This window comes from Colwellia sp., assembly GCF_013215345.1.
Classification (GTDB): domain Bacteria; phylum Pseudomonadota; class Gammaproteobacteria; order Enterobacterales; family Alteromonadaceae; genus Colwellia.
The window spans coordinates 1-23,656 of sequence record NZ_JABSOV010000011.1 but is presented as its reverse complement, the minus strand read 5'-3'; the positions used below and the strand labels follow the sequence as shown (position 1 = coordinate 23,656).

Sequence of the window (23,656 nt, the reverse complement as noted above, 5' to 3'; positions counted from 1 at the left end):
TTAACTTAAGAAGTTCACGTTGAAATTAACGGCTAAGATAATGTCACTAAATTTTGATGAATATTTTGCGTTGATAGAGCTTTAATGACACATACCAGAAAAGTGCCACATGTGAAAAAGCAAAAATAAAGGATGCTAATTTCGCTGGTAATACCGAACTAAGCTGCTGATATAGCCAAGCATACATATTGCTATCGCCAATATTTATGTGGAAATATAGCGTCACCACTAAGAATGACAATACATAAACAAATAATGGGTTGGTACCATAGACCAGTAAAGGCTGAGCAAGTTTAACTTGTTTCATGATATCAATTAACCAGATAAAGGCTGCCAATAATAGACAAGCAAAACCTGTGCTATAAATCACATACGATGGTGTCCATAATGACTTATTAATGGGTAGAACTAAACTCCATAATGCACCAAAGCCAATGGCTAAGCCGCCAATAAGAGTTAACTTAATAACACTACTTTTTTTATCTTTAATACTGGTTAAATAACGCGTTAGTTCAAAACCAAGCAGCATATTAACAATGGCAGGAATGGTACTTAATAACCCTTCCGGCTCAAAAGCAACACCGCGCATAGTATACATATGGTTAGCGCCAAGTACGGCTAAATCAAGCTGACGAATAATATTACCGTCAATGGTTAACGCCCCATCACCAACACTCAAGAGTAATGCCCAATACGCTAATAAGATTACCGCTGACACTATGAATATGCCACTGCGATTTAGTATTAATACTAAGCAAGCCGCTACCGCATACGCGATACCTATACGCTGTAATACTCCCATAATGCGCCAATCATCGATATTAGTAGTAAATGGAATAACATTTAACATAAAGCCAATAAAAAACATGATAAAACCACGTTTAATAATTCGTTTAAATTGCTCGGGGCTGGCAGCAAAGTTACTCTTTTTGAAAGAGAAGAACATCGCAGAACCAATGATGAATAAGAAAAATGGGAAGACTAAATCCGTTGGTGTAGCGCCATGCCACTCTGCATGTAATAAGGGCGCATAAACATGCGACCAGGTTCCCGGCGTATTCACTAAAATCATTAAAGCTATGGTAATGCCTCTAAAAGCATCGAGCGCGAGATAACGGGTCATGTTAATTTCCTAGCAGGTTAACCATCAAATAAGGTCAAAAGACAGCGCTGTCTTTTGACAAATGAACCTCATTGTAATGTAAGGGTAAATAAATGGCGAATGGTTTATAACCAAGATATAAACCATTCACTAACAAGCCATGCTAGCTAGTGAATTGGCCAAGCTAAAAATATTTACGTCCTGATAAAGAGCTATGCTACACTGGAAAACTAATCAACTCCTAGACTAAAAATATCCGAATAGCACCATGACGGCAGAATCTTTATTACATCAAGCACAACTCGTTTGCCAAAAAAAAGGCGCTCGTTTTACTAAAGTAAGAGAACAAGTTTTTTTACTATTGGCTAATCATCAAGGGGCTGTTGGCGCCTACGATCTATTAGCTGAACTAAAAGAATTAGATGCTGCGGCTAAACCAGCCACCATTTATCGTGCTTTAGATTTTTTATCTAAACAGGGCTTTGTGCATAAAATAGAGTCCATTAATGCCTTTATCATGTGTCATCATTTCGGTGAATGTAATCACCCGGTGCAACTATTAATTTGCGACCAATGTGGCCATGTTGAAGAAATACAATCTAATAACTTTGATTTAGCTTTGCGCACTATGGCTGATGCCAATGGTTTCACCATCAGTCATCAAATCGTTGAAGCACATGGCAGCTGTAAAAACTGTACTCAAGTCTGATCTTCATTACCCTCTATCCATTTATCCTAATTAATTAGCTTTTTATCGCAAATGACTCTTTGTAAGTAACAAGGTGTTGCTGATTGTGATATAAAAGCCAGATCAGTATTAAATATTGTATACACTCTATAAAAACGTGTGCTAAATCTACACTGGAAAATTATGAAATATTCAACGTCTACTGCCTTAATAGGCCTAGTACTGGCATTTTCTGGCCTACTGTCAGCAAATAGCCAAGCAAGTAAAGCTCCCTTCGATGATAAGTTCCGCCAATTAGAGGAGGTATTACCTACTCCTAATATTTACCGTACCGCTTCTGGTGCACCAGGCCATAAATATTGGCAGCAGCAAGTTGATTACGACATTGCCATTGCCCTAGATGACAAAACCCAGCGTTTAACCGGCGCGCAAACCATGGATTATCAGAATAACTCTCCTGATACCTTGCGCTACTTATGGTTACAGCTAGACCAAAATCGCATGAAACGTGATTCTGCTAACAAAATGACCAGTACTGCTCCTAGTAAAAAGAAAGTTAGCTTTAGAGGCTTTCGTTCTCTGGTAGAAGCACCTGAGTTCGATGGCGGTTATGAAATAAGCAAAGTAAGTGCAAGTAATGGTAAGCCACTACATTATATTATCAATGGCACTATGATGCGCATTGATCTGCCTAAACCATTAAGATCAGGTAAAAGCGTCGAGATAAATATTAACTGGCATTACCAATTGCATGAACAAAAAGTACTGGGTGGTCGTTCAGGTTATGAATACTTTAAAGAAGATGATAACTACCTTTATGAAATTGCCAGTTGGTTCCCAAGAGCCGCTGCTTATTACGATGCAATAGGCTGGCAAAATAAACAATTTTTAGGCAGTGGTGAATTCACTTTAGAATTTGGTGACTATGATGTAAAAATTACGGTACCTGCCGACCATGTTGTTGCGGCTACGGGTGTTTTACAAAATGAAAGTAAAGTATTAACAAGCACTCAACGCAAACGTTTAAAACAAGCTAAAACAGCTAACAAGCCAGTGTTGATCATTACGCCAGCAGAAGCGTTAGCCAATGAACAATCACGTAGTAGCAAAACAAAAACATGGCACTTTAAAGCCAAAAACATTCGCGATTTTGCTTTTGCTTCTAGCCGAAAGTTCATCTGGGATGCCCAAGGTTACCAGCAAGGTAACAGTGACACTATGGCGATGTCATTTTACCCTAACGAAGGTAATCCTCTTTGGGAAAAGTATTCAACTGAAGCTATTATCCATACGATGGAGCAATACAATAAATATACCTTTGATTACCCTTACCCAGTTTCTATTTCAGTAAACGGTCCTGTCGGTGGCATGGAATATCCAATGATCACTTTCAATGGTCCACGTCCTACTCTAGATAAAAAAACCGGTGAGAAAACCTATTCCCGTCGTACTAAATACGGCTTAATCGGCGTTATTATTCATGAAGTAGGTCACAACTACTTTCCAATGATTGTTAATTCTGATGAACGACAATGGACTTGGATGGACGAGGGCTTGAATACCTTTTTACAATTCCTTGCTGAGCAAGCTTGGGAAGAAGGCTACCCATCTCGCCGTGGTCATGCGGCCAAAATTACTAGCTATATGAAAAGTAATAATCAAGTACCAATTATGACTAACTCAGAGTCTATTTTACAGTTTGGTAATAACGCTTATGGCAAACCCGCCACGGCATTAAATATTTTACGCGAAACCATTATGGGTCGTGAATTATTTGACTTTGCCTTTAAAGAATATGCTCAGCGCTGGAAGTTCAAGCGACCTACGCCAGCAGACTTTTTCCGTACTATGGAAGATGCTTCAGCGGTTGATTTAGATTGGTTCTGGCGCGGCTGGTTCTACACTACAGATCACGTTGATTTATCTATTGATAATGTCTATTTGTATCGTCCAAACAGTCAAAATCCTGATATCGAAGAAGCTTGGGAGCGTGCACTAGATAACGAGCAACCGGAATTCATCAGTGATTTACGTAATAAAGGCCAATGGGTGCGTACGCAAGACAAACCTGAGTTATTAGACTTTTATAATGAACATGACAAGTTTACTGCCACTAATGCCGACCGTAATAAATACAATAAAGCTCATAAAGATTTAGAACCTTGGCAACAAGAGTTATTGGTGAATGATAGTAAGTTCTATGTTATCGATTTTTCTAATCACGGTGGTTTAGTGATGCCAATTTTACTGGATATTACTTATGCTGACAGCACTACTGAGCATCTTTATATTCCAGCGGAAATCTGGCGTAGAAACACCAAAAAAGTATCTAAACTGCTAATTCGTGATAAAGAAATTACTGAAATTGCCTTAGATGCTAATTGGCAAACTGCTGACGTCAACATAAATAATAACTACTGGCCCGCACGCCCTATTCAATCTCGCTTTGAGCTTTATAAAGCCAAGAAAAAAGATATGATGCGTGATTATAATAAGAAACTTAAAGATATCTCGGATGAAGAAATCGAAGATGAGAAAGAAGAAGGACAATAATGTTTAAAGTGTTGACCAAGTGCTTACTTGCTATCAGCTTTTATATGGGACTTGTAGCTTCGGCTACAGGTCACACCTATTTCTTTGGTGTGACTGACTTAAATGTTAATGCCAAAACTAAGCACCTGGAAATAGTCCATCAATTTACCACCCATGATATTGAAAATGCCATTGCTGAGCGGGAACAAATTCACTTTTCAGCAGAGCATAAAAGTTACGATTTATATATCCAGCAGTATTTTGAACAGCAATTTTCACTAGAGAAAAACAAGATAAAAATCCCGCTAAATTGGCTGGGTTTTGAAATAATCTCAGGAAAAATCATAGCCTATCAAGAAAGTAAGCAACAAAGTTTTTTACCGCAAATAGTGGTAAAAAATGCAATACTCATCGATACTTACCCTAAGCAAGTGAATACAGTTAATTATCAAGGTAAAGATCTTCAAGGTGTTGCACTTTTTGGCAGCTTAACTTTCGATTATAGAATTAAAGAAGCGATAATCACTCCCCAAACAGATCACTAACAAAACCCCTAAGCGATTAACTGTATAAACTATAAAACTATTACGCTATTTGATTTACATTTGTAAAATAAGCATGCAAAATCAAATAAAGTACTTTGTCTAAACAGTTAAGATTCGGAATCTTCATGAATGTAGAGTTTATCAATCCATTTTTATCTTCAATGCTTAATGTCATGTCAACTATGGCTCAAATGGAATTAATACCAGAAAAACCACGACTCAAAAAAAATGAAGTCGCCATGGGTGATGTATCAGGTTTAATTGGTATGGTTAGCCCGCAAGCAAAAGGCTCTTTATCAATTACTTTTGAAGCAGGCTTAGCCTTAGCTACAATGAAAAATATGGTCGGTGAAGCACCGGATGAAGTAAACGAAGAGATTACTGATTTAGTAGGTGAAATTACTAATATGGTCACTGGCGGCGCTAAACGTCTGCTAAGTGAAAAAGGTATTGAGTTTGATATGGCCACACCTATCGTGGTTTCTGGTCCCAATCACACCATTCATCACAAAGCCAAAGGCCCTGTTATTCTTATTCCGTTGAAAAGTGAATTAGGTAGAGCCTATATTGAATTTAGTTTTGATGACTAAGCCTCACGCGAGTCTTCAATAAATAATCTAGCAATAATCTAACAATATAAGTTGCTAACAAAAAAGCGACCAGCTGTTTCAGCCGGTCGCTTTTTTAATAGTAGTCTAGCAATTCAACCTTACTGGTCTTAGCTATAACCCCAACGTGGCATAATGTCTTGCGCAATACCAAGGTGATCTAATACTCTAGCCACCATAAAATCGATAAGATCTTCAATTGACTCTGCCTTATGATAGAAGCCTGGCGAAGCTGGCATAATGGTAACCCCCTGTTGAGAGAGGCTGAGCATATTTTGTAAATGCAGGGTCGAGAATGGAGTTTCCCTGACCATCAAAATTAACTGGCCACGTTCTTTTATCACCACATCTGCAGCTCGCTCAATCAAGTTATCACTCATACCATGACAAATAGCCGCCAGAGTTCCGGTCGAGCAAGGGCAAACAACCATTTGTTTCGGTGCCGCTGAGCCAGAAGCAACAGGAGAGAACCATTGCTCTTTACCAAAAACAGTAATTTGTTGTGCTTTCGCTTGATACTTTTCCGTTAAAAATTCACTAGCACCGTCTGGGGAGCTAGGAATTTTGACACCTACTTCAGTATCTACAACAATTCGGCCGGCACTTGAGCACAGTATATATAATTGATAATTTGCAGCGACTAAGCATTCAATTAGACGTAAGGCATAACCCGCACCTGAAGCACCGGTAATCGCTAGTGTTATTTTGCCGTTAAAGTCACTTTGCCCCGTTACAGCATTGCTTGATTTATTTGTCATTAATGTCCACTTTCTTGCTTATTTACTTAGTCATTCAATAAAATTAGCTGTTCTTAATCATTTTTTTAACTTTCTTTAACGCCATTTGTTTTTTAAGTGGCGACAAGTAGTCAATAAATAACGTACCTTTTAAGTGATCTATTTCGTGTTGCATAGCAATGGCAAGAAAATCATCACTGGTAATAGTAATTTCTTTGCCATGGCGGTCTAACGCCTCAACGGTAACTTTAGTAAAACGCTCTACGTCAGCGTAATAACCCGGTACAGATAAACATCCCTCTTGACCTTTAGCTTTTTCTTCACCGCTAACGATCTCTGGGTTTACTAAAACTAACGGCTCATCACGGTTTTCTGAAATATCGATAACCACTACAGCCTCTCTGCGACCAACTTGTGTAGCCGCTAAACCAATACCGTCTTCAGTATCGTACATGGTAACAAGTAAATCCTCGATTAAAACCTGGATTTTACTGACATCTGTTACAGGTATTGCTGGCTTTAATAACTGCTCATTGGGGGCGGTAAGTATGGTTAAAACTGTCATTGTGCTTGGCTCTCTTTTTACGAATTTAATTAAACTAATATGATACGAAATGGTATTACTTAGATGCTAATACTTAAACGGCTTTTTTCTTTATACTGTTATGTAATTTATACGGTTATGTTAGCTAAACGGCCTAATAATTTGTCATGTATACCGGCAAAACTACCGTTACTCATGACAACAATAATATCGCCCGCTTGTGCTTGTAGCGCTATATTTTCAACTAACTTTTCAATATCATCTTCAACTTGGCAAGGTGCTTGGCACTGTTTGATCATTTCACTTACTGACCAAGTTACTTGCTCTCCTTGATAAATAAAGACCTGATCAGCATCAATAAGTGACTGAGGCAGCGCTTCTTTATGCACCCCTGACTTCATAGTATTAGATCTCGGCTCTAATACCGCTAAGATACGGCCAGGCTTTACTTGTTCGCCTATTTTAGCACGTACGCCGGCTAATGTTTTTGCTATGGCTGTGGGATGATGGGCAAAATCATCATAAACACTTATACCATTGACTGTGCCACGCAGCTCAAACCGGCGTTTAGTATTAATAAACTCCGCTAGGGCTTCAATAGCCACTGAGCTTGGTACGCCAGCATGACGGGCTGCGGCTATTGCCATGACACCGTTATCAATATTAAAATCACCAATCAGATCCCATTTAACTATGCCCTGTGTTTTACCGTCGAATTTAACGATAAACTCACTGCCTTGAGCCGTTAACTTTTCAACTTGCCAACCCGTTTCAAGCTGAGTGTCGTGCTGAGAAAACTCAGTTGCTGTCCAACAGCCCATGGCTAAAGTTTCATTAATTGCGGCTTCATTGGCCGGCGACAAAATCAAGCCATTACTGGGCACTGTACGGATAAGATGATGAAATTGTTTTTGAATATCACTTAGATCATTAAAAATATCAGCATGATCAAACTCTAAATTATTGATCACTAAGGTACGAGGTCGGTAATGGACAAATTTAGAGCGTTTATCAAAAAAGGCACTGTCGTATTCATCGGCTTCAATGACAAAAAAAGGCGCATCACCTAGGCGGGCAGAGCAAGAGAAATTTTGCGGTACTCCGCCAATTAAAAAGCCTGGCGACATATGTGCATATTCTAAAATCCACGCCAGCATACTACTGGTAGTTGTTTTGCCATGTGTACCCGATACAGCGAGTACCCAACGGTCTTTTAAAACATTATCTAACAGCCATTCAGGTCCGGAAATATAAGGAATATTGCGATCTAACATATACTCCACCATCGCGTTACCGCGGGACATGGCATTACCAACAATAACCATATCGATATCATCAGTGAAATTTTCCACTTGATAACCTGAGTTCAACTCAATACCAAGTTGCTCTAGCTGAGTGCTCATTGGCGGGTAAACGTTAGCATCAGAGCCACTGACTTTAAAACCAAGCTGCTTAGCTATAGCGGCAATGCCACCCATGAAAGTACCACAAATGCCTAATATATGAAGATGTTGGATTTTTTTGCTCATAGATATAATAATCAAAGATAATGAAGCGCTATAATTGGCGATATCATACCTTAATTACTAAGCTTTAACTGTAAACAGGCTGCTTAAACTTAGTTGAGTAAATCAAAAAATGGTCCTACCTACCGCGACAAAACAAACATTTCAATTAATTTGTCAAAAGATTCAAATAGAAACACCTGATGTAAAAACGTTTATTTTCTCTTACCCAAAATCAGCAACAAAGCTGTCTTTTCACTATTACGCCGGTCAGCACCTGACATTTACCGTTAAAATGGCAGGTAAAGCACAGTCGTGCTGCTATACATTGTCTTCTTCACCGACAACAGCCGATTATGTTAGCATCACCATAAAACGTATCCCGCAAGGAAAGATCTCTAACTATTTCCATGATCACTTTAAGGTAGGTCAGGTAATTTCTACTCAAGTGGTTGCTGGCAATTTTTATCTGAGTGAGTCTGTTCCACAGAAGATATTATTGTTAAGTGCTGGCAGTGGTGTTACACCAATGCTTTCAATGCTACGTTATATGGTCACTAAACAATGTAAAAATCAAATCGTCTTTCTTCATAGTGCGCAAAAGGAAAACGACCTGATCGCTCAAGCTGAAATTACCAGTCTGGCTAGACAACATGGCAATTGCCAAATAATTTACACCCTGACTCAAACTAGCAGCCCACAATGGTATGGCTTTCAAGGGCGCTTAAATGAGCATATGTTGCACAATATAGAGCAGATTAGTCATTATCAAACCTATGTTTGTGGACCAAAATTATTCAGAAAAACAGCCCAACAACTTTTACGAAAATTAGGTTTACCGCCTAACCATTACCATTACGAAAGTTATGGTGAATATGAATATTCGAAGCAAGATGTCAGCTCTACTAATAAAGGAAATACAATGACTAACTCTATGATTGACAGAAAAATAATAACAACCGGATACAACAAAGCGAAAGTATCAATTTCCTTTAAGCGTTGGAATAAACAATATCTAGGCAATAAAGAAGACTCTTTATTAGAGCAAGGAGAAGCTGCGGGATTAATTTTACCTTATTCATGTCGAGGAGGTTGTTGTGGCAGTTGCAAAGCGAAATTAATAAGCGGTCAAGTTAAGCAGCATTCGACTAATGGCTTATCTGCTAGCGAGCGGCAACAAGGTTATATTTTGCTTTGCAGTTGTAACGCCCTTACCGATGTTGTGGTCAGCCATGAATAATTCAGCATCATGACGCTGAAAATAAGAGCCCAGTAAATCAGAGTGCTGTAAAGATTAAAAATCATAGCCTAGGCTGAATACCAAACTATAGTCATTGGGTTTTGGTGCCACGGTATTAATTGATGAAACTGGCTCGGCAACACGGTCTAGGTAGAAAATGACATCTAATTCAACATCATTACTCAACTCAAATTCAAAGCCAAAGCCAGTCTTTAAATGTGAATTTCGCTTACCCGAGCTCTGCTCAACAAACTGAATTTGATAATCAAATAGAAAATCTACTCGGCTTGACAGGCTATAATCCAATAAAGTCCCAAGAGCGACTACGTAATTCTGCTACATATTGCCAATCAAAAAAGATGGTATTAAATTCATCGCTGTCAAACTCAAGCTCATACATGGAGATAATATCCCCTCTAAGCCATTCGCCAGAGCGTAACTGCAGCCAATCAAATTGTTGAGAAAATATAGGTGTAGGTGCACTCCATACAGCTGTATGCTCCGAAGGTTGCTGTCCATAACTAATAGAGCTAACCAAGGTGACAAAGAATAGGCCAAGTAATAGAAAATTTTTCACACGATGTAATAGGCCTACAGTCAAAGTATTAATAATAAAAAAGGTTTGTATTAACTTAAATACAAACATTTTATAAAGCAGAGTGGATTAATCAAAAGTTATAACCAAAACTAACCACTAAACGGAAATCATTTTTTTCAGGTATACCGCCTTCACTATCCGGTTTTGGATTATCGGTACGATCGGCATAGAAAGTTAAATCAAGATCAAAATCATTAGTAAGATCGATTTCTAAACCTGTTTGAAAGTGATGGATATTACCACCGGAGGCTTCATTAACCATTTGGACATTATAAGAAACATCAAAATCAATATCATTGCTTACTTCAAAGCTAAAATCGGTACCTAAAGTTAAACCAAATGAATCTTCGGTATCGCTATCATCATTGTGAACATCCAAGAACTTACTTTTCTGATAACTTGGACCAGCATTAAAATCCCAAGTTGTTCTACTTGTGTCGACAAGGTGATAACCCAGGGCAACACCATAATGAATACGATAATCAAGGTTTAAAAATTCATCCGCTATATATTCAACATCGGCGACACGAAAATAAACCTTCGGATTAAAGAACCAGTCATAAGATGGCGTTAACCGTTCACTATCTGCGGTAACTTTAGTTTCTTCAGTTTTTTGATCTTCATAACGACTATAATCTGTGGTGTAATCAGCCTTAAAGCGACTACTCGAACTGCGGCGCTGCATGCCAGCAGCAAAGGTATAATCAACTTGTACCGTATTACCTTGTCGTAAATTTATGCCTAAATTAACATAACCATCCCATAAATCTATTTCGTTCTTTCCTGAAGAGGCAATCGATAAAAGATTACTTAATTCATAGTGGCTAGTCACCCCATGCTTAACTAAAGATAAATGCCCATCTTTTAGTACTAAATAACCTTCTGCGATAGTGCCATCAAACATACGAATACTTTGCCACTGCTTGCTACGTAGCTCGGCTACATCATCCAAATCAATAGTTTGCATATCAAGTATCACTATCAAACTCTAATTTTTCATCGTACATTGACACTATATCGCCTTTAAGCCATTCATCTGAGGTCAGCTTTAGCCAATCAAAGTCTTGCTTAAAAATTGGCGTTGGCTTTTGCCAATTACTTAGCTCTTCTTTAGCATAAGCACTCATCGAGATAATTAACGAAAAGATGATAAAAGAAACTTTAGCTAGCACAATAGCCATCAATTTATTCATAAAAAACCCCATGCCTTAAAGGTAACTACTTAATAAAAGATTATAAAAATTAGCAGTATAGCTATGGCTAATACACATTTATATAGCTACAAACATGATTAAAGGTATCCTTGGGCATATATTTTAAGCATAACAGCTGAAAAAGTATAAATTATTAAGGGCAAGCAGCTAAATATATTCTATAGTAACATTCTTACAACAGTCATCGGCGCACCAAAATAGAGCAACGCAAGCGCCAACATGGTGCACAAAGAAAAGCTTAAACAATAAAAAAGCTTATTAATCAATGCCCTTCATCTTGGCATGATTTTAGCTAATTAATGAGCAATAATAGATGAATAATGATAATAACGAACCTTTATAACTTCATCCATTTTAAAACTTACTCGATTATTTATAACAATTTATAAAATTAACCTCACTGGAGAGACAAAATGTCACAAGCAGTATTCGACTTAATTAAAGAACACGATGTCAAATTTGTTGACCTTCGTTTTACTGATTCAAAAGGTAAAGAACAACATATTTCAATTCCTCATCACCAAGTAGATGAAGATTTCTTTGAAGACGGTAAAATGTTCGATGGCTCTTCAATTGAAGGTTGGAAAGGCATTGATGAATCTGACATGGTTATGATGCCTGATGCATCAACCGCTGTGCTAGACCCATTCACTGAGGCTGTTACTTTAAATATTCGTTGTGATATTTTAGAACCTGCCACTATGCAAGGTTACAGCCGTGACCCACGTTCTGTAGCGCATCGTGCCGAAGAATATTTACGTAGTACTGGTATTGCCGATACAGTATTAATTGGTCCTGAACCAGAATTCTTCGTTTTTGATGATGTTCGTTTCCACACTGATATGAGTGGTTCTTTCTACAAAATTGATGATAAAGAAGCTGCTTGGAATTCAGGTACCAAATACGAAGAAGGTAACATGGGTCACCGTCCTGGCGTTAAAGGTGGTTACTTCCCAACAGCACCAGTAGATTCTTCACAAGATTTACGTTCAGCTATGTGTTTAGTTATGGAAGATATGGGCTTAGTTGTTGAAGCGCATCATCATGAAGTAGCGACTTGTGGCCAAAACGAAATCGCTTGTCGCTTTAATACTATGGTATTGAAAGCTGATGAAGTACAAATATATAAGTATGTTGTTCATAACGTTGCACACGCATACGGTAAAACAGCTACTTTCATGCCTAAGCCATTAGTGGGTGATAATGGTACTGGTATGCATGTTCACCAATCTTTAGCTAAAGATGGCGTTAACTTATTCTCAGGTGATAAGTACGGTGGCTTGTCTGAAATGGCTATTTTCTATATTGGCGGTATCATCAAGCATGCTAAAGCATTAAATGCTTTCACTAATGCTTCAACAAACTCATACAAGCGTCTTGTCCCTGGATTTGAAGCGCCAGTAATGCTTGCTTATTCAGCACGTAACCGCTCTGCATCAATCCGTATACCTATGGTACCTTCACCGAAAGCAATGCGTATTGAAGTTCGTTTCCCTGATCCAACAATGAACCCTTACTTAGGCTTCACAGCTATGTTAATGGCTGGACTTGACGGTATCAAAAACAAAATCCATCCTGGCGATGCTATGGATAAAGATTTATACGACCTGCCAGCAGAAGAAGCAGCAGCCATTCCACAAGTTTGTTCTTCATTTGGTGAAGCGCTTGATGCCTTAGAAGCTGATAACGATTTCTTAACCGCAGGTGGTGTTATGGATCTCGATATGATTAATGCTTATATTGGCCTTAAGCGTAAAGAAATTGAACTATTAAACGCTACTACTCACCCGGTTGAATTTGATATGTACTACAGCGTTTAATTTCGCTTAGCACTATATCAGTAGCGCTTGGCGCTCATCATAAAAAAACTCACTTAGGTGAGTTTTTTTATGGGTAAAATAGCAAGTTACAAGCGGTTCATCTTTAAAGATTACTAATTGACAGATAAAACAATAAAAAACATTTTGTTGTATAAATTATAGATATATACTTAAGTTAGCGTACATTATGGAACGATGCGGATTTTGAACACCCAAGCACAGGAAGAATATAACGAACTATGATCAAGTTATTACTGTTTTCACTATTGGTAATTACCTTAGCAGCTCCTGTGCACCCAAACACAGCCAAAATTTATGTCTGGCGTAATGAAAAAGGCGTATTAGTTTTTTCTGACTCCCCTAGAGCTGGCGCAGTAGAAGTAAAAACTAAGCCTGGTAATATAATTCAATCAAGTACCTCGGTTGAAACTAAAGTACTAGATATTACTCCTCAAAAAATTATTGAAAAATACGAAATAGTAATAAATACCCCTAAAAACAATGCCACCATACGTGATAATACTGGCTCTATATATATTGGCGGCGGTATCAAGCCAAGATTTAAGTCTGGATTAGAAGTACAATTAGTCCTCGACGGAAAACCTCATCAAAACCCTCAAAAGCACTCTATGTTTTCTCTAAGAAATATTGATAGAGGTGAACATAAAATAAAAATGTTACTACTTGATGAAAAAGGCAAGGTTATTGCATCATCAGCATCAGTAACGTTTTATATGCATAGAGCTTCTGCTAACTAAGTTAACCCTATTGTTTTTAGTGCCTACTACCACTGGGCTAGCAAGAAATATTACAGAGTTAGTATCTTCTAGTTAATAAAAATAGCACTGCAAATAAAACCTTTCTTTAGTAAACTTGCCTTTTACGCACCAAAACAGTGCAATAGATATGTCTTCCTAAGGGTTTTTATGCGTAGTCGAAGTTATATACAAGAGCAAAAATTATCTTATCAGCAGGCTCTCGCTAATCAGTTAGTGACGGCTGTAATTATTCTTAATCCAGAACTAGCCATTGTATATGCAAACCCTGCTGCCGAAGCACTATTAAACAAGAGCCTTTATCGTTTATATGATACTGCAGCGGAAACAATTTTTGCTAATACCAGCATTAATAGCCCTCGCTTAAAACAACTATTTGCCACAGGTCAGGAGTTTACTGATAGTGATATAGTTGTTGAGCTCAATGAAAGTCATCGCTTTACCGCAGAAGTAACAGCATCTTCGGTCGAGTTTGCTCGCAGTCCTCATGTATTACTTGAATTCAAGCAAATAGACCAACAAAAACAAATAAGCCTAGAGGTATTTCAACACCAACAATGGCTTGCTGCACGCGATCTCATCAAGGGCCTAGCTCACGAAATTAAAAATCCACTTGGCGGCTTACGTGGTGCGGCACAACTACTAAGTAAAGAACTAAATGAAGACCAACAAGAATACACCAACATGATCATCGAGCAAGCAGATAGATTAACAAATTTAGTTGATCGTTTACTGGGGCCAAATCAATTGCCGCAAATAGAGGCACACAATATTCACGGTATACTCGAAAAAGTATGTCAGCTGGTCAGTTATTCAAATGGACAAAAATTTCATTTATTGCGTGACTATGACCCTTCACTTCCCCCTATTGAATGTGATCAAGAAAAGCTACAACAAGCCGTACTTAATATTGTTAATAATGCAATTCAAGCCATAGATGAAGTACATGACATTACTTTAAAAACACGAATCGCCAGCAATAAGACCATTCATGGCAAACGCGTAAAATTAGCCGTGCAAATTAGTATTATTGATAATGGCCCTGGTATTCCAAGTAAAATTCAAGATACCTTGTTTTATCCAATGGTATCTGGACGTTCAAATGGCACAGGTTTAGGTTTATCCATTGCACAAACCCTGATAAATCAGCATCAAGGTAAACTATCCTGCCATAGCCGTCCTGGTCATACCGAGTTTACAATTCTACTACCATTGAAACAACAGCCTTTAAAGCAAGAACATTTATCACAAGAGAATGAATTATGATCACAGAAGAAGTGTGGATAGTTGACGACGATAGCTCAATTAGATGGGTGTTAGAAAAAGCCTTTGCCAATGCAAATATCAGTTGTGCCGCCTTTGAAAGCGCTGAAAATTTATTAATTGCTTTAGATCATGGCCAACCAGAAGTGATTATTTCGGATATTCGTATGCCGAATATTGATGGTATGGAATTATTAAAAAAGATAAATAAACAGCACAATCATATTCCCGTAATTATTATGACTGCACATTCAGATTTAGACAGTGCCGTTAATGCCTATCAAGGTGGCGCCTTTGAATATTTGCCCAAGCCGTTTGATATCGATGAAGCCATCAGTCTTACCAAACGTGCACTTACTCATGCTAGAGAACAAAATCCAAAAAATAAGCAAAAAAAAGATGTTCCTTTAGCGGTTGGTTTGATTGGTGAAGCGCCAGCTATGCAAGAAGTATTTCGTGCCATTGGCCGCTTATCACGTTCAAGTATTAGTGTATTGATTAATGGTGAGTCCGGCACAGGTAAAGAGTTAGTTGCACAAGCCCTACACTCCCATAGTCCAAGAGTAAATGCCCCCTTCATTCCATTAAATATGGCAGCCATTCCAAAAGACCTTATTGAATCAGAATTATTTGGACATGAAAAAGGGGCTTTTACCGGTGCCAATGCTATGCGACAAGGACGATTTGAACAAGCCCATGGTGGTACGCTATTTTTAGATGAGATTGGCGATATGCCGCTAGATATTCAAACCCGCCTTTTACGAGTACTGTCTGACGGCCAATTCTACCGAGTCGGTGGACATTCACCGGTCCAGGTTGATGTACGTATTATTGCAGCCACTCATCAACACCTTGAAGAGCGAGTAAAAAAAGGTGAATTTAGAGAAGACTTATTTCATCGACTCAATGTTATTAGAATTCACTTACCTAGCCTTAGGGAACGTAAAGAAGATATACCCCAGCTTAGCCAACATTTTTTAACACAAGCGGCGAATGAATTGAGTGTTGAGGTTAAAACATTAAGTAAAAAAGCCAGTCACTTTCTAAATAACTGCCATTGGCCAGGCAATGTTAGGCAGTTAGAAAATATCTGTCGATTTTTAACGGTAATGGCAAGTGGTCAAGAAATTCTGATTGAAGATTTACCAAATGAATTAACCGAAAGTTCGACACCTTTAAAGCATGAGTCTAATGCGTGGCAGGAAGTGCTCAGCGCTTGGATGGATCAAGAACTAGCACAAGGTAAAGATGCTATTCTTGATTATGCTCAAATAGAATTTGAAAAAATCATGCTCGAGCGGGCGCTAATCTTTACCCAAGGTCATAAACAAGATGCAGCGAAAAAACTGGGCTGGGGTAGAAATACTTTAACGAGAAAATTAAAAGAGTTTGAAAGCTAGTTTCTAAACCCACTAAGTTAGTACTTGGTGGGGCATTACTTACAGCTATTAACTATTACAAGCTTCGTCATCACATTGCTTACAATTGTTACACAGTTTCATATTAATGAAATGAGCTGCAATAATGAGGCTAGCGCCACCAATAATAAAGTACGGCTCTAACTCCTGAGAGAAGTCATGTTTTATCCAATACAAGGCAACACCTAAATAAAGTAAATAGAACGGATAAAGGCGTTTGTGGTAGCGTTTAAAGCCAGAAAATAAGGCGATGGTACCAAGTGCCGCGGTCATCAGCAGGAAGACATGCTCCCACGCATGATCAGCTAGAAAGCTTAAACCTAGTAAGGGTAACAGTGGTAATAAAATAGGTAATAATATGCAATGTAATGCACATAAGGAAGTTGCTGTAATGCCTATTCTATCTAACATGATTATTCCGTGAGTCTAAATTAATTTATTTTCATTGGCCAGTTCAGGCCCTCAAAATGAGATAGTATCACAATTGAGATAGTATAACATTAGTAAATTAATATTAAAGCTGCAAACCTAATCTATCCCGATATTTTGAACGAGATATAGTTCATAAAAACTGTGCTTATTTTAAGTACTATGAACAGCAAAATAATGCGTTAATTTACTTTTTAAGTGTTCAAAAAAATCATCATTACTTTTATCGCTAATCAAGTGAGCAAGCTCAGCCCCTAGTGGGGTAAATTTATAAAATTGCAGGCAAACATTGGCTTTTATTGCCGTTAACTTTAACGGTAAACCGTTATAGGTAAACTGTAGAATTTCTCCTTTACTTATCAGGCTCGATTCACTTTCTTGCAAATATATAAGGTGATTCTCTGATAAAGCTAATAAGTCCGCGTAATTCAGACCATAATGGCTTAAATTACAATATTGCTGCCGCTGCTTAGAGAAGAAATTAAATAAACCTGGCTGTTGATAAGCACCAGTAATTAACCGAATGCCTTTTTTATTGGGATCTTTTATCGCTAAGGAGCAAGCTTTAGCTAATAGTTTTGCATCAAAAATGCTCATATCTCGAAAAACTTGTAGGGCCTTAAATGAAAATGCGCCAGGCTTGGTCAGCTCTCCCGCTAAAATTTTAGCCCATAGATCTTGCATGGTAGGATTACTTACCTCTTCAGACAAAGCAATATAGCGACTAAACCAATCAAGATCCGTTCTTTGCCCTATTTCAAAATCCGCACAATAAGTTAACGTTTTCTGCATAATGCTTTCAATATTTTTCTGCTTGCGTAACTGGCTTAACCTAGCTCGTTTAACTGTTCTATCTTCAATGAGCATTTGTTTATCTTCAGGCAATAAAGCGCCATCGATGGCGAATTTTTTGGCAAGCTTAAAGAACTGCTGAGAAACACCTGCTTCAACCGAATTTTCAGTCGATTTACTGGTTGTCACTATTACCTTATCATCGCCTGACTTTTGAAGATCTTTTTCCAGTAGCACAACTTCTGATTTATCTTTACTCACTCTGCTAACTCCTTCTCGCAATATCTTAAGATAAAGTAGGTATAATTCACCTAATGGTCAATACTTAGCGGCTTAAATCACTGAGCTACATGATAAAGTGCTATTAACCGGACAGCAATCAATTCAATTTATTATAACTTACCGAAATAAATCAAATAATTTTTTTGTAAACAGACTTTTAATATCCAGTTCAATAGTGTAAAAAAGTAGTATTAGGTTATAGTTAAACTAAATAAAATACATTTCAGTTTTAGCTGAGTATATAGGTAATAAATATGCTTAGTTATGAGGGCAGTATGCAAGCATCCGAAAATTCAAACGATGATTTTTTATTTATCGATGATAGTGATGAAGACGAGATTTTAGCGTTTGGCAGTGATGAAACTTGGCAGGTTTTAATTGTTGACGATGATCCCGAGATTCATTCCGTTACTCAATTAGCATTATCCGATTTAATTGTATTAGGCCGCCGCCTTGAGTATTTACATGCTTACTCAGGTAAGGATGCTTGTCAGCTTATTGAAGAGCATAGTGATATTGTGCTGGTACTACTTGATGTCGTTATGGAAACGGATGATGCCGGCTTAAATGTAGTAAAATACATAAGAGAAACATTAGAACGAAAAGATATCCGCATTGTTTTACGTACCGGTCAGCCCGGCTATGCTCCCGAAGAAAGTGTTATCAAAGAATATGATATTAATGACTATAAAACAAAAACAGAATTAACTCGCCGTAAACTTGTAACAACTGTTTTTGCTGCAATTCGTTCTTTTCAACAAATAGCTACCGTCAATGAGAATCGCAAAGGTCTAGAGAAAATAGTTTCTGGTGCCACAGAGCTATCATCTCAGCATTCGCTCTCGACCTATAGCCAAGGAGTTTTAGCACAATTAAGAGCTCTAATAGATGATGATCTATCTGCCGTATTTTGCGCTAGAGGCCAAGGTATTATTGAGAATGTTGATGATTTAAGTTTTTATGTTTTAGCACAAACCGGTTTTGATGATAACTTAATTAATCAAAAACTCGACAAACTTCAAAATGAGCAAGCGAGTAAACAAGTAAAAGCTTGTTTCTTACAACAAAAGCATCAATACCAAGATGAAAGTCTAAATCTATATGTTGCCAAAGGAGATTATCGAGCAGTTATCCATGTAACGCTCCCTAACCCACTTACCGAAATTCAAACTCAGCTACTTAATGTGTTTTTAACCGGAGTTGCAGTCGGCTACGAAAATGTCCACTTATTCCAAAAGCTCACTAATGCTGCTTATAAAGATTGGCTAACTAATTTACCAAACCGCCTAGAGTTTGTTCGTCTACTTGACCACTTTGCACAAAGCGATCAAGAAAACCAAGTCGCGGCCTTAATCGACATTAACCATTTCAGTGATATCAACGATGCCTTAGGGCAAGATATCGGTAATAAACTACTTACCGCTGTTGGTCAACGCATGCAAAGTATCAATCGTGATTGTAAATTTGCCCGTGTTGGCGCAGATGTTTTTGGCATTATCGGTCCTGAAGATTCTTTGACCCCAGAAAGCTTAATGGCTTTATTCCATCAACCTTTTGCAGCAGGTGATCAACATCTTCCCATCAATGCTTGTTTTGGTCTTTGTACCAAAGAGCATGCGCAAAGCAGTGGTGTACAGGTTTTAAATCAAATTAATATTGCTTTAAATATTGCCAAAAAGAATCGTTTAGAGCATTTTGCTTATTATCACTCCGATATAGAAGATCAAATGCAGTGGCGACTGAATATGATCCGTCAACTACGTAATGATTTTGCCAATAATTGCCTGGAACTTTGGTATCAACCACAACTATCTTTAAGTACCGGTAAAGTAATAGGCGCTGAAGCTTTACTTCGATGGCGCACCGCTGATGGAAAATTTGTTTCCCCCGCTGTTTTTATTCCTTTAGCTGAATATTCAGGCTTAATTATTGAAATTGGTGACTGGGTTATTAGCCAAGCATGTAAACAATTAAAAATTCTAGAGAAAGATTTCGCCGACATTAGTATTTCAGTCAATGTATCGATACCTCAATTTAGACAAGATAATTTCGTTGATAATATTATTAACACCATTACTGAACATAAAATTAAGCCAAGTAAACTTGAGTTAGAAATTACTGAAAGTATTTTAATGGACGAGCCACAAATCATTATTGATGCTTTAACTAAGTTAAAGGCCCAAGAGATCAGCATAGCCTTAGATGATTTTGGTACTGGTTTTTCTTCATTAAGCTATTTACAAAAACTGCCTCTTGATCGACTCAAAGTTGATCGCGCCTTTGTTACCGATATTCATAAAGAAGGTCAGTCAGTTATTGCTGAAACCATTATCAATCTTGGTAAGAAGATGAAACTTAAAGTTATTGCTGAAGGTATTGAAGAAATTGAGCAACAAGAACGCTTAATTGAACTTGGCTGTGATGAAGTACAGGGGTTCTATTATGCCAAACCAATGCCAGCCAGTGATTTCATCAATTTTCTCCAGCAACAAAATTAAAACATCAGATAAGACGAAATTTACCGCTATTTATTAGCGCGAGTGCATTCAATGAAAATACCCAGCCATATTCGCTGGGTATTTTTTTGTATGCTTTACTATACTTATTCAGAGCAAACAAACACTCAATTAAAACACCTGTTTAAATTTATTGCGTTTTACTTTTTTTCAAGGCACACTCAGTCAGCTATTATTAGTTATCTAAGTTTTTTAGAATGATAATTTCGCTAAAAAAACTAGATTAATCATTCAAATATCAACACCACTTTTAGGTGAAGGAGACGAAGCATGATATATCAAGGCAACAGCCTTTCTGCCCAATTACTCGAAGATGGCATTGTCGAACTTAAGTTCGATGCTCAAGGTTCAGTAAACAAATTTGATCAAGCAACTTTTGAAGAATATATCGCTGTAGTTGCCGCAATTAACAACTGCAGTGACGCTAAAGGCGTTATGGTTACCTCAGGTAAATCAACATTTATCGTTGGTGCAGATATCACTGAATTTTTAACTTCATTTAGTCAGCCTGAAGATTCATTGGCCTCTTGGGCAAAGAAAGCATCTGACGTTTTCGATTCATTTGAAGATATTCAATTACCCACTATAGCTGCTATTAATGGCATCGCTTTAGGCGGTGGTTGTGAAATGTCTTTAGCATGTGACTACCGTGTTGCTGATACTAATGCCAGCATTGGTCTGCCAGAAGTTAAGCTGGGCCTTATGCCTGGTTTTGGTGGTACAGTACGTCTTCCTCGACTTATCGGTTTTGATAATGCAGCAACTTGGATGTCTACAGGTAAAACATTTAAACCAGCAGCGGCACTTGCACAAGGTGTTCTTGACGCAGTTGTTGAGCCAGAAAATTTACGCAGTGCTGCTATTAGCATGCTTAAATTGGCAATTAATGGCAAGCTAGATTGGCGCGCTAAACGTCAGCCTAAATTAGAGCCATTAAACTTATCTCCGACAGAATTAATCATGTCATCGACAACATGCAAAGGCATGATTGCTGCAAAAGCTGGCAAACATTACCCTGCACCAATGGTGATGATAAATACATTAATTGCTAGTGCTAACTTAGATCGCACTGGTGCGATGGCTGCTGAGAATGCCGGTTTTGCCAAATTAGCAAAAACTGATGCCGCAACAGCACAAATTGGTTTGTTTATGGCAGACCAAGTAATTAAAGGCAAAGCTAAAAAAGCAGGTAAGCTTGCCACTAAAACTATCAAGAAAGCCGCTGTATTAGGTGCAGGTATTATGGGTGGTGGTATTGCCTATCAATCAGCCTATAAAGGCACGCCTATCATTATGAAAGATATTAATGACCAAGCACTTGATTTAGGTTTAACAACCGCTACAGGCATATTAGCTAAACAAGTTGAACGTGGCCGTATGAATGCTACGAAAATGGCTGGTGTATTAAATAACATCACGCCAAGCTTAAGTTACGATAGTGTAAAAGATGTAGATATTGTTGTTGAAGCCGTTGTTGAAAACCCTAAAATAAAAGGTATGGTTTTAGCCGAAGTTGAAGCCGTAATCAGTGACGATGCTATTCTTACTTCTAATACTTCTACTATCTCAATTGACCTATTAGCACAGAGTGTAAAACGTCCGCAAAATTTCTGTGGAATGCACTTTTTTAATCCCGTAAATAAAATGCCATTAGTTGAAGTAATTCGCGGTAAAGATACCTCAGATGAAACGGTAGCCGCTGTTGTTGCTTATGCCGCTAAAATGGGTAAGTCGCCAATTGTTGTCAATGATTGCCCTGGCTTTTATGTAAACCGTGTTTTATTTCCATACTTTGCTGGCTTTAGTCAGTTAGTACTTGAAGGTGCTGACTTTAGCGCTATCGATAAAGTAATGGAAAAACAATTTGGTTGGCCAATGGGTCCAGCATATCTGCTTGATGTTGTTGGTGTTGATACTGCTGATCACTGTACCGGTGTAATGTCAGCTGGTTTCCCTACGCGCATGAAAAAAATTGATAACGACCCAGTTAGTACTTTGTATGCTAATGAGCGTTTTGGTCAGAAAAATGGCAAAGGCTTTTATGACCACATGAAAGATAAACGTGGTCGTCCAATGAAAGTACCAGCTCCTGTAGCTTATGAATTACTTGGCCAAAATTGTGCGGATAAGAAAGATTTCAGCAGCGACGAAATTATTGCTCGCATGATGATCCCTATGGTTAATGAAGTTGTTCGTTGTTTAGAAGAAGGTGTAGTAGATACTGCAGCTGAAGCTGATATGGGCTTAATCTATGGTGTTGGTTTCCCACCGTTTAGAGGTGGTGCAATCCGTTATTTAGAAACACTTGGTCTAGATAACTTCATCGCAATGGCTGATAAATATGCTGATTTAGGTGAAATATATCAAGTTACTGATGGCCTACGTGAGATGGCAAAATCAGGTAAATCTTATTTCACTACCGATGTTAAATCAGCTTAAGCCGAGGAGAATAAAATGAACGAAGTTGTAATTGTAGACTGCATACGAACTCCAATGGGTCGCTCTAAGGCCGGTGTTTTTCGCAATGTACGTGCTGAAGCATTATCAGCACACTTAATGAAACAAATTTTAGTACGTAACCCTGCATTAAACCCAGAAGATATTGAAGATGTTATTTGGGGCTGTGTAAAACAAACTAAAGAACAAGGTTTTAATATTGCACGTAATGCATCATTACTTGCTGGTTTACCAAAATCTATTGCTGGTGTTACGGTTAACCGTTTATGTGGCTCTTCTATGGAAGCGTTGCACCAAGCGACTACCAGTATCATGTCTGGTCAAGGTGATGTATTTCTAATTGGCGGTGTAGAACACATGGGTCACGTACCTATGATGTATGATGTTGATTTTGATCCGGCACTAAATAAACATATTGCTTTAGCCTCTGGCAATATGGGCCTTACTGCTGAGTTATTGGGTAAGCAACACGGTATTACCCGTGAAATGCAAGATGCTTTTGGTGCACGTTCGCATCAAAAAGCCCATGAAGCACACTTGGCTGGTCGTTGGGACAATGAAATTGTTGCCACACAAGGCCATGATGCTAC

Annotated in this window: 21 protein-coding genes and 1 pseudogene; 12 read left to right on the top strand and 10 right to left on the bottom strand. The window is 38.1% G+C overall.

Annotated features, from left to right (window positions below):
• Nucleotides 1-46: 46 nt before the first annotated feature.
• Nucleotides 47-1,123 (bottom strand): acyltransferase family protein, encoded by a 1,077-nt coding sequence (locus HRT50_RS01865; RefSeq protein WP_291610754.1) that lies wholly within the window; start codon nt 1,121-1,123, stop codon nt 47-49.
• Between the two features lie 247 nt (nt 1,124-1,370).
• Between HRT50_RS01865 and HRT50_RS01860 the strand changes: the two genes are divergently transcribed.
• The 4 genes from HRT50_RS01860 (at nt 1,371) to HRT50_RS01845 (ending at nt 5,457) form a co-directional block, all read left to right on the top strand.
• Nucleotides 1,371-1,811: a transcriptional repressor gene (locus tag HRT50_RS01860; RefSeq protein WP_291610752.1), complete on the top strand. Its 441-nt coding sequence runs from the start codon at nt 1,371-1,373 to the stop codon at nt 1,809-1,811.
• Between the two features lie 162 nt (nt 1,812-1,973).
• Nucleotides 1,974-4,343, top strand: coding sequence for a M1 family metallopeptidase (locus HRT50_RS01855; protein WP_291610750.1), 2,370 nt, complete (start codon nt 1,974-1,976; stop codon nt 4,341-4,343).
• Nucleotides 4,343-4,867 (top strand): DUF6702 family protein, encoded by a 525-nt coding sequence (locus HRT50_RS01850; protein WP_291610747.1) that lies wholly within the window; start codon nt 4,343-4,345, stop codon nt 4,865-4,867. The genes HRT50_RS01855 and HRT50_RS01850 overlap by 1 nt, the downstream gene beginning before the upstream one ends.
• A 125-nt stretch (nt 4,868-4,992) precedes the next feature.
• Entirely contained in the window at nt 4,993-5,457 is a 465-nt protein-coding gene (locus HRT50_RS01845) for a chemotaxis protein CheX (RefSeq protein ID WP_291610745.1), read from the top strand.
• Nucleotides 5,458-5,585: 128 nt separating this feature from the next.
• On the opposite strand, the gene HRT50_RS01840 is transcribed toward HRT50_RS01845, so the two are convergent.
• The 3 genes from HRT50_RS01840 to mpl all read right to left on the bottom strand — a co-directional run bounded on the left by HRT50_RS01840 (nt 5,586) and on the right by mpl (nt 8,285).
• Nucleotides 5,586-6,233, bottom strand: coding sequence for a flavin prenyltransferase UbiX (locus tag HRT50_RS01840; protein WP_291610743.1), 648 nt, complete (start codon nt 6,231-6,233; stop codon nt 5,586-5,588).
• Between the two features lie 43 nt (nt 6,234-6,276).
• The gene (gene def, locus HRT50_RS01835) at nt 6,277-6,777 is read right to left on the bottom strand and encodes a peptide deformylase (protein WP_291610741.1); all 501 of its coding nucleotides are present in this window, start codon (nt 6,775-6,777) and stop codon (nt 6,277-6,279) included.
• A gap of 107 nt (nt 6,778-6,884) precedes the next feature.
• Nucleotides 6,885-8,285: a UDP-N-acetylmuramate:L-alanyl-gamma-D-glutamyl-meso-diaminopimelate ligase gene (gene mpl / locus HRT50_RS01830; RefSeq protein WP_291610738.1), complete on the bottom strand. Its 1,401-nt coding sequence runs from the start codon at nt 8,283-8,285 to the stop codon at nt 6,885-6,887.
• Nucleotides 8,286-8,394: 109 nt separating this feature from the next.
• Here mpl and HRT50_RS01825 point away from each other — a divergent pair, with 109 nt between their 5' ends.
• Entirely contained in the window at nt 8,395-9,501 is a 1,107-nt protein-coding gene (locus HRT50_RS01825) for a hybrid-cluster NAD(P)-dependent oxidoreductase (RefSeq protein ID WP_291610736.1), read from the top strand.
• 54 nt (nt 9,502-9,555) lie between these two features.
• On the opposite strand, the gene HRT50_RS01820 is transcribed toward HRT50_RS01825, so the two are convergent.
• The 4 genes from HRT50_RS01820 to HRT50_RS01805 form a co-directional block, all read right to left on the bottom strand.
• Nucleotides 9,556-9,807 carry a hypothetical protein gene (locus HRT50_RS01820; protein WP_291610734.1) on the bottom strand — a complete coding sequence of 84 codons (252 nt, stop codon included), beginning with the start codon at nt 9,805-9,807 and terminating at the stop codon, nt 9,556-9,558.
• Complete coding sequence (locus tag HRT50_RS01815) at nt 9,797-10,078, bottom strand: hypothetical protein (RefSeq protein WP_291610731.1); 282 nt, start codon at nt 10,076-10,078, stop codon at nt 9,797-9,799. Before HRT50_RS01815 ends, HRT50_RS01820 begins: the two co-directional genes overlap by 11 nt.
• Before the next feature lie 91 nt (nt 10,079-10,169).
• Entirely contained in the window at nt 10,170-11,066 is an 897-nt protein-coding gene (locus tag HRT50_RS01810; protein WP_291610729.1) for a DUF481 domain-containing protein, read from the bottom strand.
• A 1-nt stretch (nt 11,067) separates the two neighbouring features.
• The gene (locus HRT50_RS01805) at nt 11,068-11,292 is read right to left on the bottom strand and encodes a hypothetical protein (RefSeq protein WP_291610727.1); all 225 of its coding nucleotides are present in this window, start codon (nt 11,290-11,292) and stop codon (nt 11,068-11,070) included.
• A 434-nt stretch (nt 11,293-11,726) separates the two neighbouring features.
• On the opposite strand from HRT50_RS01805, the gene glnA reads away from it, so the two are divergent.
• The 4 genes from glnA (at nt 11,727) to glnG (ending at nt 16,572) form a co-directional block, all read left to right on the top strand.
• Complete coding sequence (gene glnA / locus HRT50_RS01800) at nt 11,727-13,133, top strand: glutamate--ammonia ligase (protein ID WP_291610725.1); 1,407 nt, start codon at nt 11,727-11,729, stop codon at nt 13,131-13,133.
• A gap of 239 nt (nt 13,134-13,372) precedes the next feature.
• Nucleotides 13,373-13,891 (top strand): DUF4124 domain-containing protein, encoded by a 519-nt coding sequence (locus HRT50_RS01795; protein ID WP_291610723.1) that lies wholly within the window; start codon nt 13,373-13,375, stop codon nt 13,889-13,891.
• A 168-nt stretch (nt 13,892-14,059) separates the two neighbouring features.
• A complete protein-coding gene (gene glnL / locus HRT50_RS01790) occupies nt 14,060-15,175 on the top strand; it encodes a nitrogen regulation protein NR(II) (protein ID WP_291610721.1) in 1,116 nt (371 codons plus the stop codon).
• Complete coding sequence (gene glnG, locus HRT50_RS01785) at nt 15,172-16,572, top strand: nitrogen regulation protein NR(I) (protein ID WP_291610719.1); 1,401 nt, start codon at nt 15,172-15,174, stop codon at nt 16,570-16,572. Before glnL ends, glnG begins: the two co-directional genes overlap by 4 nt.
• A 48-nt stretch (nt 16,573-16,620) precedes the next feature.
• On the opposite strand, the gene HRT50_RS01780 is transcribed toward glnG, so the two are convergent.
• Nucleotides 16,621-17,001: a MerC domain-containing protein gene (locus tag HRT50_RS01780; RefSeq protein ID WP_291610716.1), complete on the bottom strand. Its 381-nt coding sequence runs from the start codon at nt 16,999-17,001 to the stop codon at nt 16,621-16,623.
• A gap of 171 nt (nt 17,002-17,172) precedes the next feature.
• Nucleotides 17,173-18,072: a TIGR03899 family protein gene (locus HRT50_RS01775; RefSeq protein WP_291610714.1), complete on the bottom strand. Its 900-nt coding sequence runs from the start codon at nt 18,070-18,072 to the stop codon at nt 17,173-17,175.
• Between the two features lie 296 nt (nt 18,073-18,368).
• On the opposite strand from HRT50_RS01775, the gene HRT50_RS01770 reads away from it, so the two are divergent.
• From HRT50_RS01770 to HRT50_RS01760, 3 genes and pseudogenes are all read left to right on the top strand, one after another.
• Complete coding sequence (locus tag HRT50_RS01770) at nt 18,369-20,591, top strand: EAL domain-containing protein (RefSeq protein ID WP_291610856.1); 2,223 nt, start codon at nt 18,369-18,371, stop codon at nt 20,589-20,591.
• Nucleotides 20,592-20,879: 288 nt separating this feature from the next.
• On the top strand, nt 20,880-23,048 hold the full coding sequence (fadB, locus tag HRT50_RS01765; protein ID WP_291610712.1) for a fatty acid oxidation complex subunit alpha FadB: 2,169 nt from the start codon (nt 20,880-20,882) through the stop codon (nt 23,046-23,048).
• A 15-nt stretch (nt 23,049-23,063) separates the two neighbouring features.
• Nucleotides 23,064-23,656, top strand: a pseudogene (locus HRT50_RS01760) (beta-ketoacyl synthase N-terminal-like domain-containing protein); the annotation flags it as partial.

What these genes read in the sequence shown, in the direction of transcription:
- HRT50_RS01865 (WP_291610754.1), bottom strand. Translation starts at nt 1,123, where the DNA reads ATGACCCGTTATCTCGCGCTCGATGCTTTTAGAGGCATTACCATAGCT.
- HRT50_RS01860 (WP_291610752.1), top strand. Translation starts at nt 1,371, where the DNA reads ATGACGGCAGAATCTTTATTACATCAAGCACAACTCGTTTGCCAAAAA.
- HRT50_RS01855 (WP_291610750.1), top strand. Translation starts at nt 1,974, where the DNA reads ATGAAATATTCAACGTCTACTGCCTTAATAGGCCTAGTACTGGCATTT.
- HRT50_RS01850 (WP_291610747.1), top strand. Translation starts at nt 4,343, where the DNA reads ATGTTTAAAGTGTTGACCAAGTGCTTACTTGCTATCAGCTTTTATATG.
- HRT50_RS01845 (WP_291610745.1), top strand. Translation starts at nt 4,993, where the DNA reads ATGAATGTAGAGTTTATCAATCCATTTTTATCTTCAATGCTTAATGTC.
- HRT50_RS01840 (WP_291610743.1), bottom strand. Translation starts at nt 6,233, where the DNA reads ATGACAAATAAATCAAGCAATGCTGTAACGGGGCAAAGTGACTTTAAC.
- def (WP_291610741.1), bottom strand. Translation starts at nt 6,777, where the DNA reads ATGACAGTTTTAACCATACTTACCGCCCCCAATGAGCAGTTATTAAAG.
- mpl (WP_291610738.1), bottom strand. Translation starts at nt 8,285, where the DNA reads ATGAGCAAAAAAATCCAACATCTTCATATATTAGGCATTTGTGGTACT.
- HRT50_RS01825 (WP_291610736.1), top strand. Translation starts at nt 8,395, where the DNA reads ATGGTCCTACCTACCGCGACAAAACAAACATTTCAATTAATTTGTCAA.
- HRT50_RS01810 (WP_291610729.1), bottom strand. Translation starts at nt 11,066, where the DNA reads ATGCAAACTATTGATTTGGATGATGTAGCCGAGCTACGTAGCAAGCAG.
- HRT50_RS01805 (WP_291610727.1), bottom strand. Translation starts at nt 11,292, where the DNA reads ATGAATAAATTGATGGCTATTGTGCTAGCTAAAGTTTCTTTTATCATC.
- glnA (WP_291610725.1), top strand. Translation starts at nt 11,727, where the DNA reads ATGTCACAAGCAGTATTCGACTTAATTAAAGAACACGATGTCAAATTT.
- HRT50_RS01795 (WP_291610723.1), top strand. Translation starts at nt 13,373, where the DNA reads ATGATCAAGTTATTACTGTTTTCACTATTGGTAATTACCTTAGCAGCT.
- glnL (WP_291610721.1), top strand. Translation starts at nt 14,060, where the DNA reads ATGCGTAGTCGAAGTTATATACAAGAGCAAAAATTATCTTATCAGCAG.
- glnG (WP_291610719.1), top strand. Translation starts at nt 15,172, where the DNA reads ATGATCACAGAAGAAGTGTGGATAGTTGACGACGATAGCTCAATTAGA.
- HRT50_RS01780 (WP_291610716.1), bottom strand. Translation starts at nt 17,001, where the DNA reads ATGTTAGATAGAATAGGCATTACAGCAACTTCCTTATGTGCATTACAT.
- HRT50_RS01770 (WP_291610856.1), top strand. Translation starts at nt 18,369, where the DNA reads ATGCAAGCATCCGAAAATTCAAACGATGATTTTTTATTTATCGATGAT.
- fadB (WP_291610712.1), top strand. Translation starts at nt 20,880, where the DNA reads ATGATATATCAAGGCAACAGCCTTTCTGCCCAATTACTCGAAGATGGC.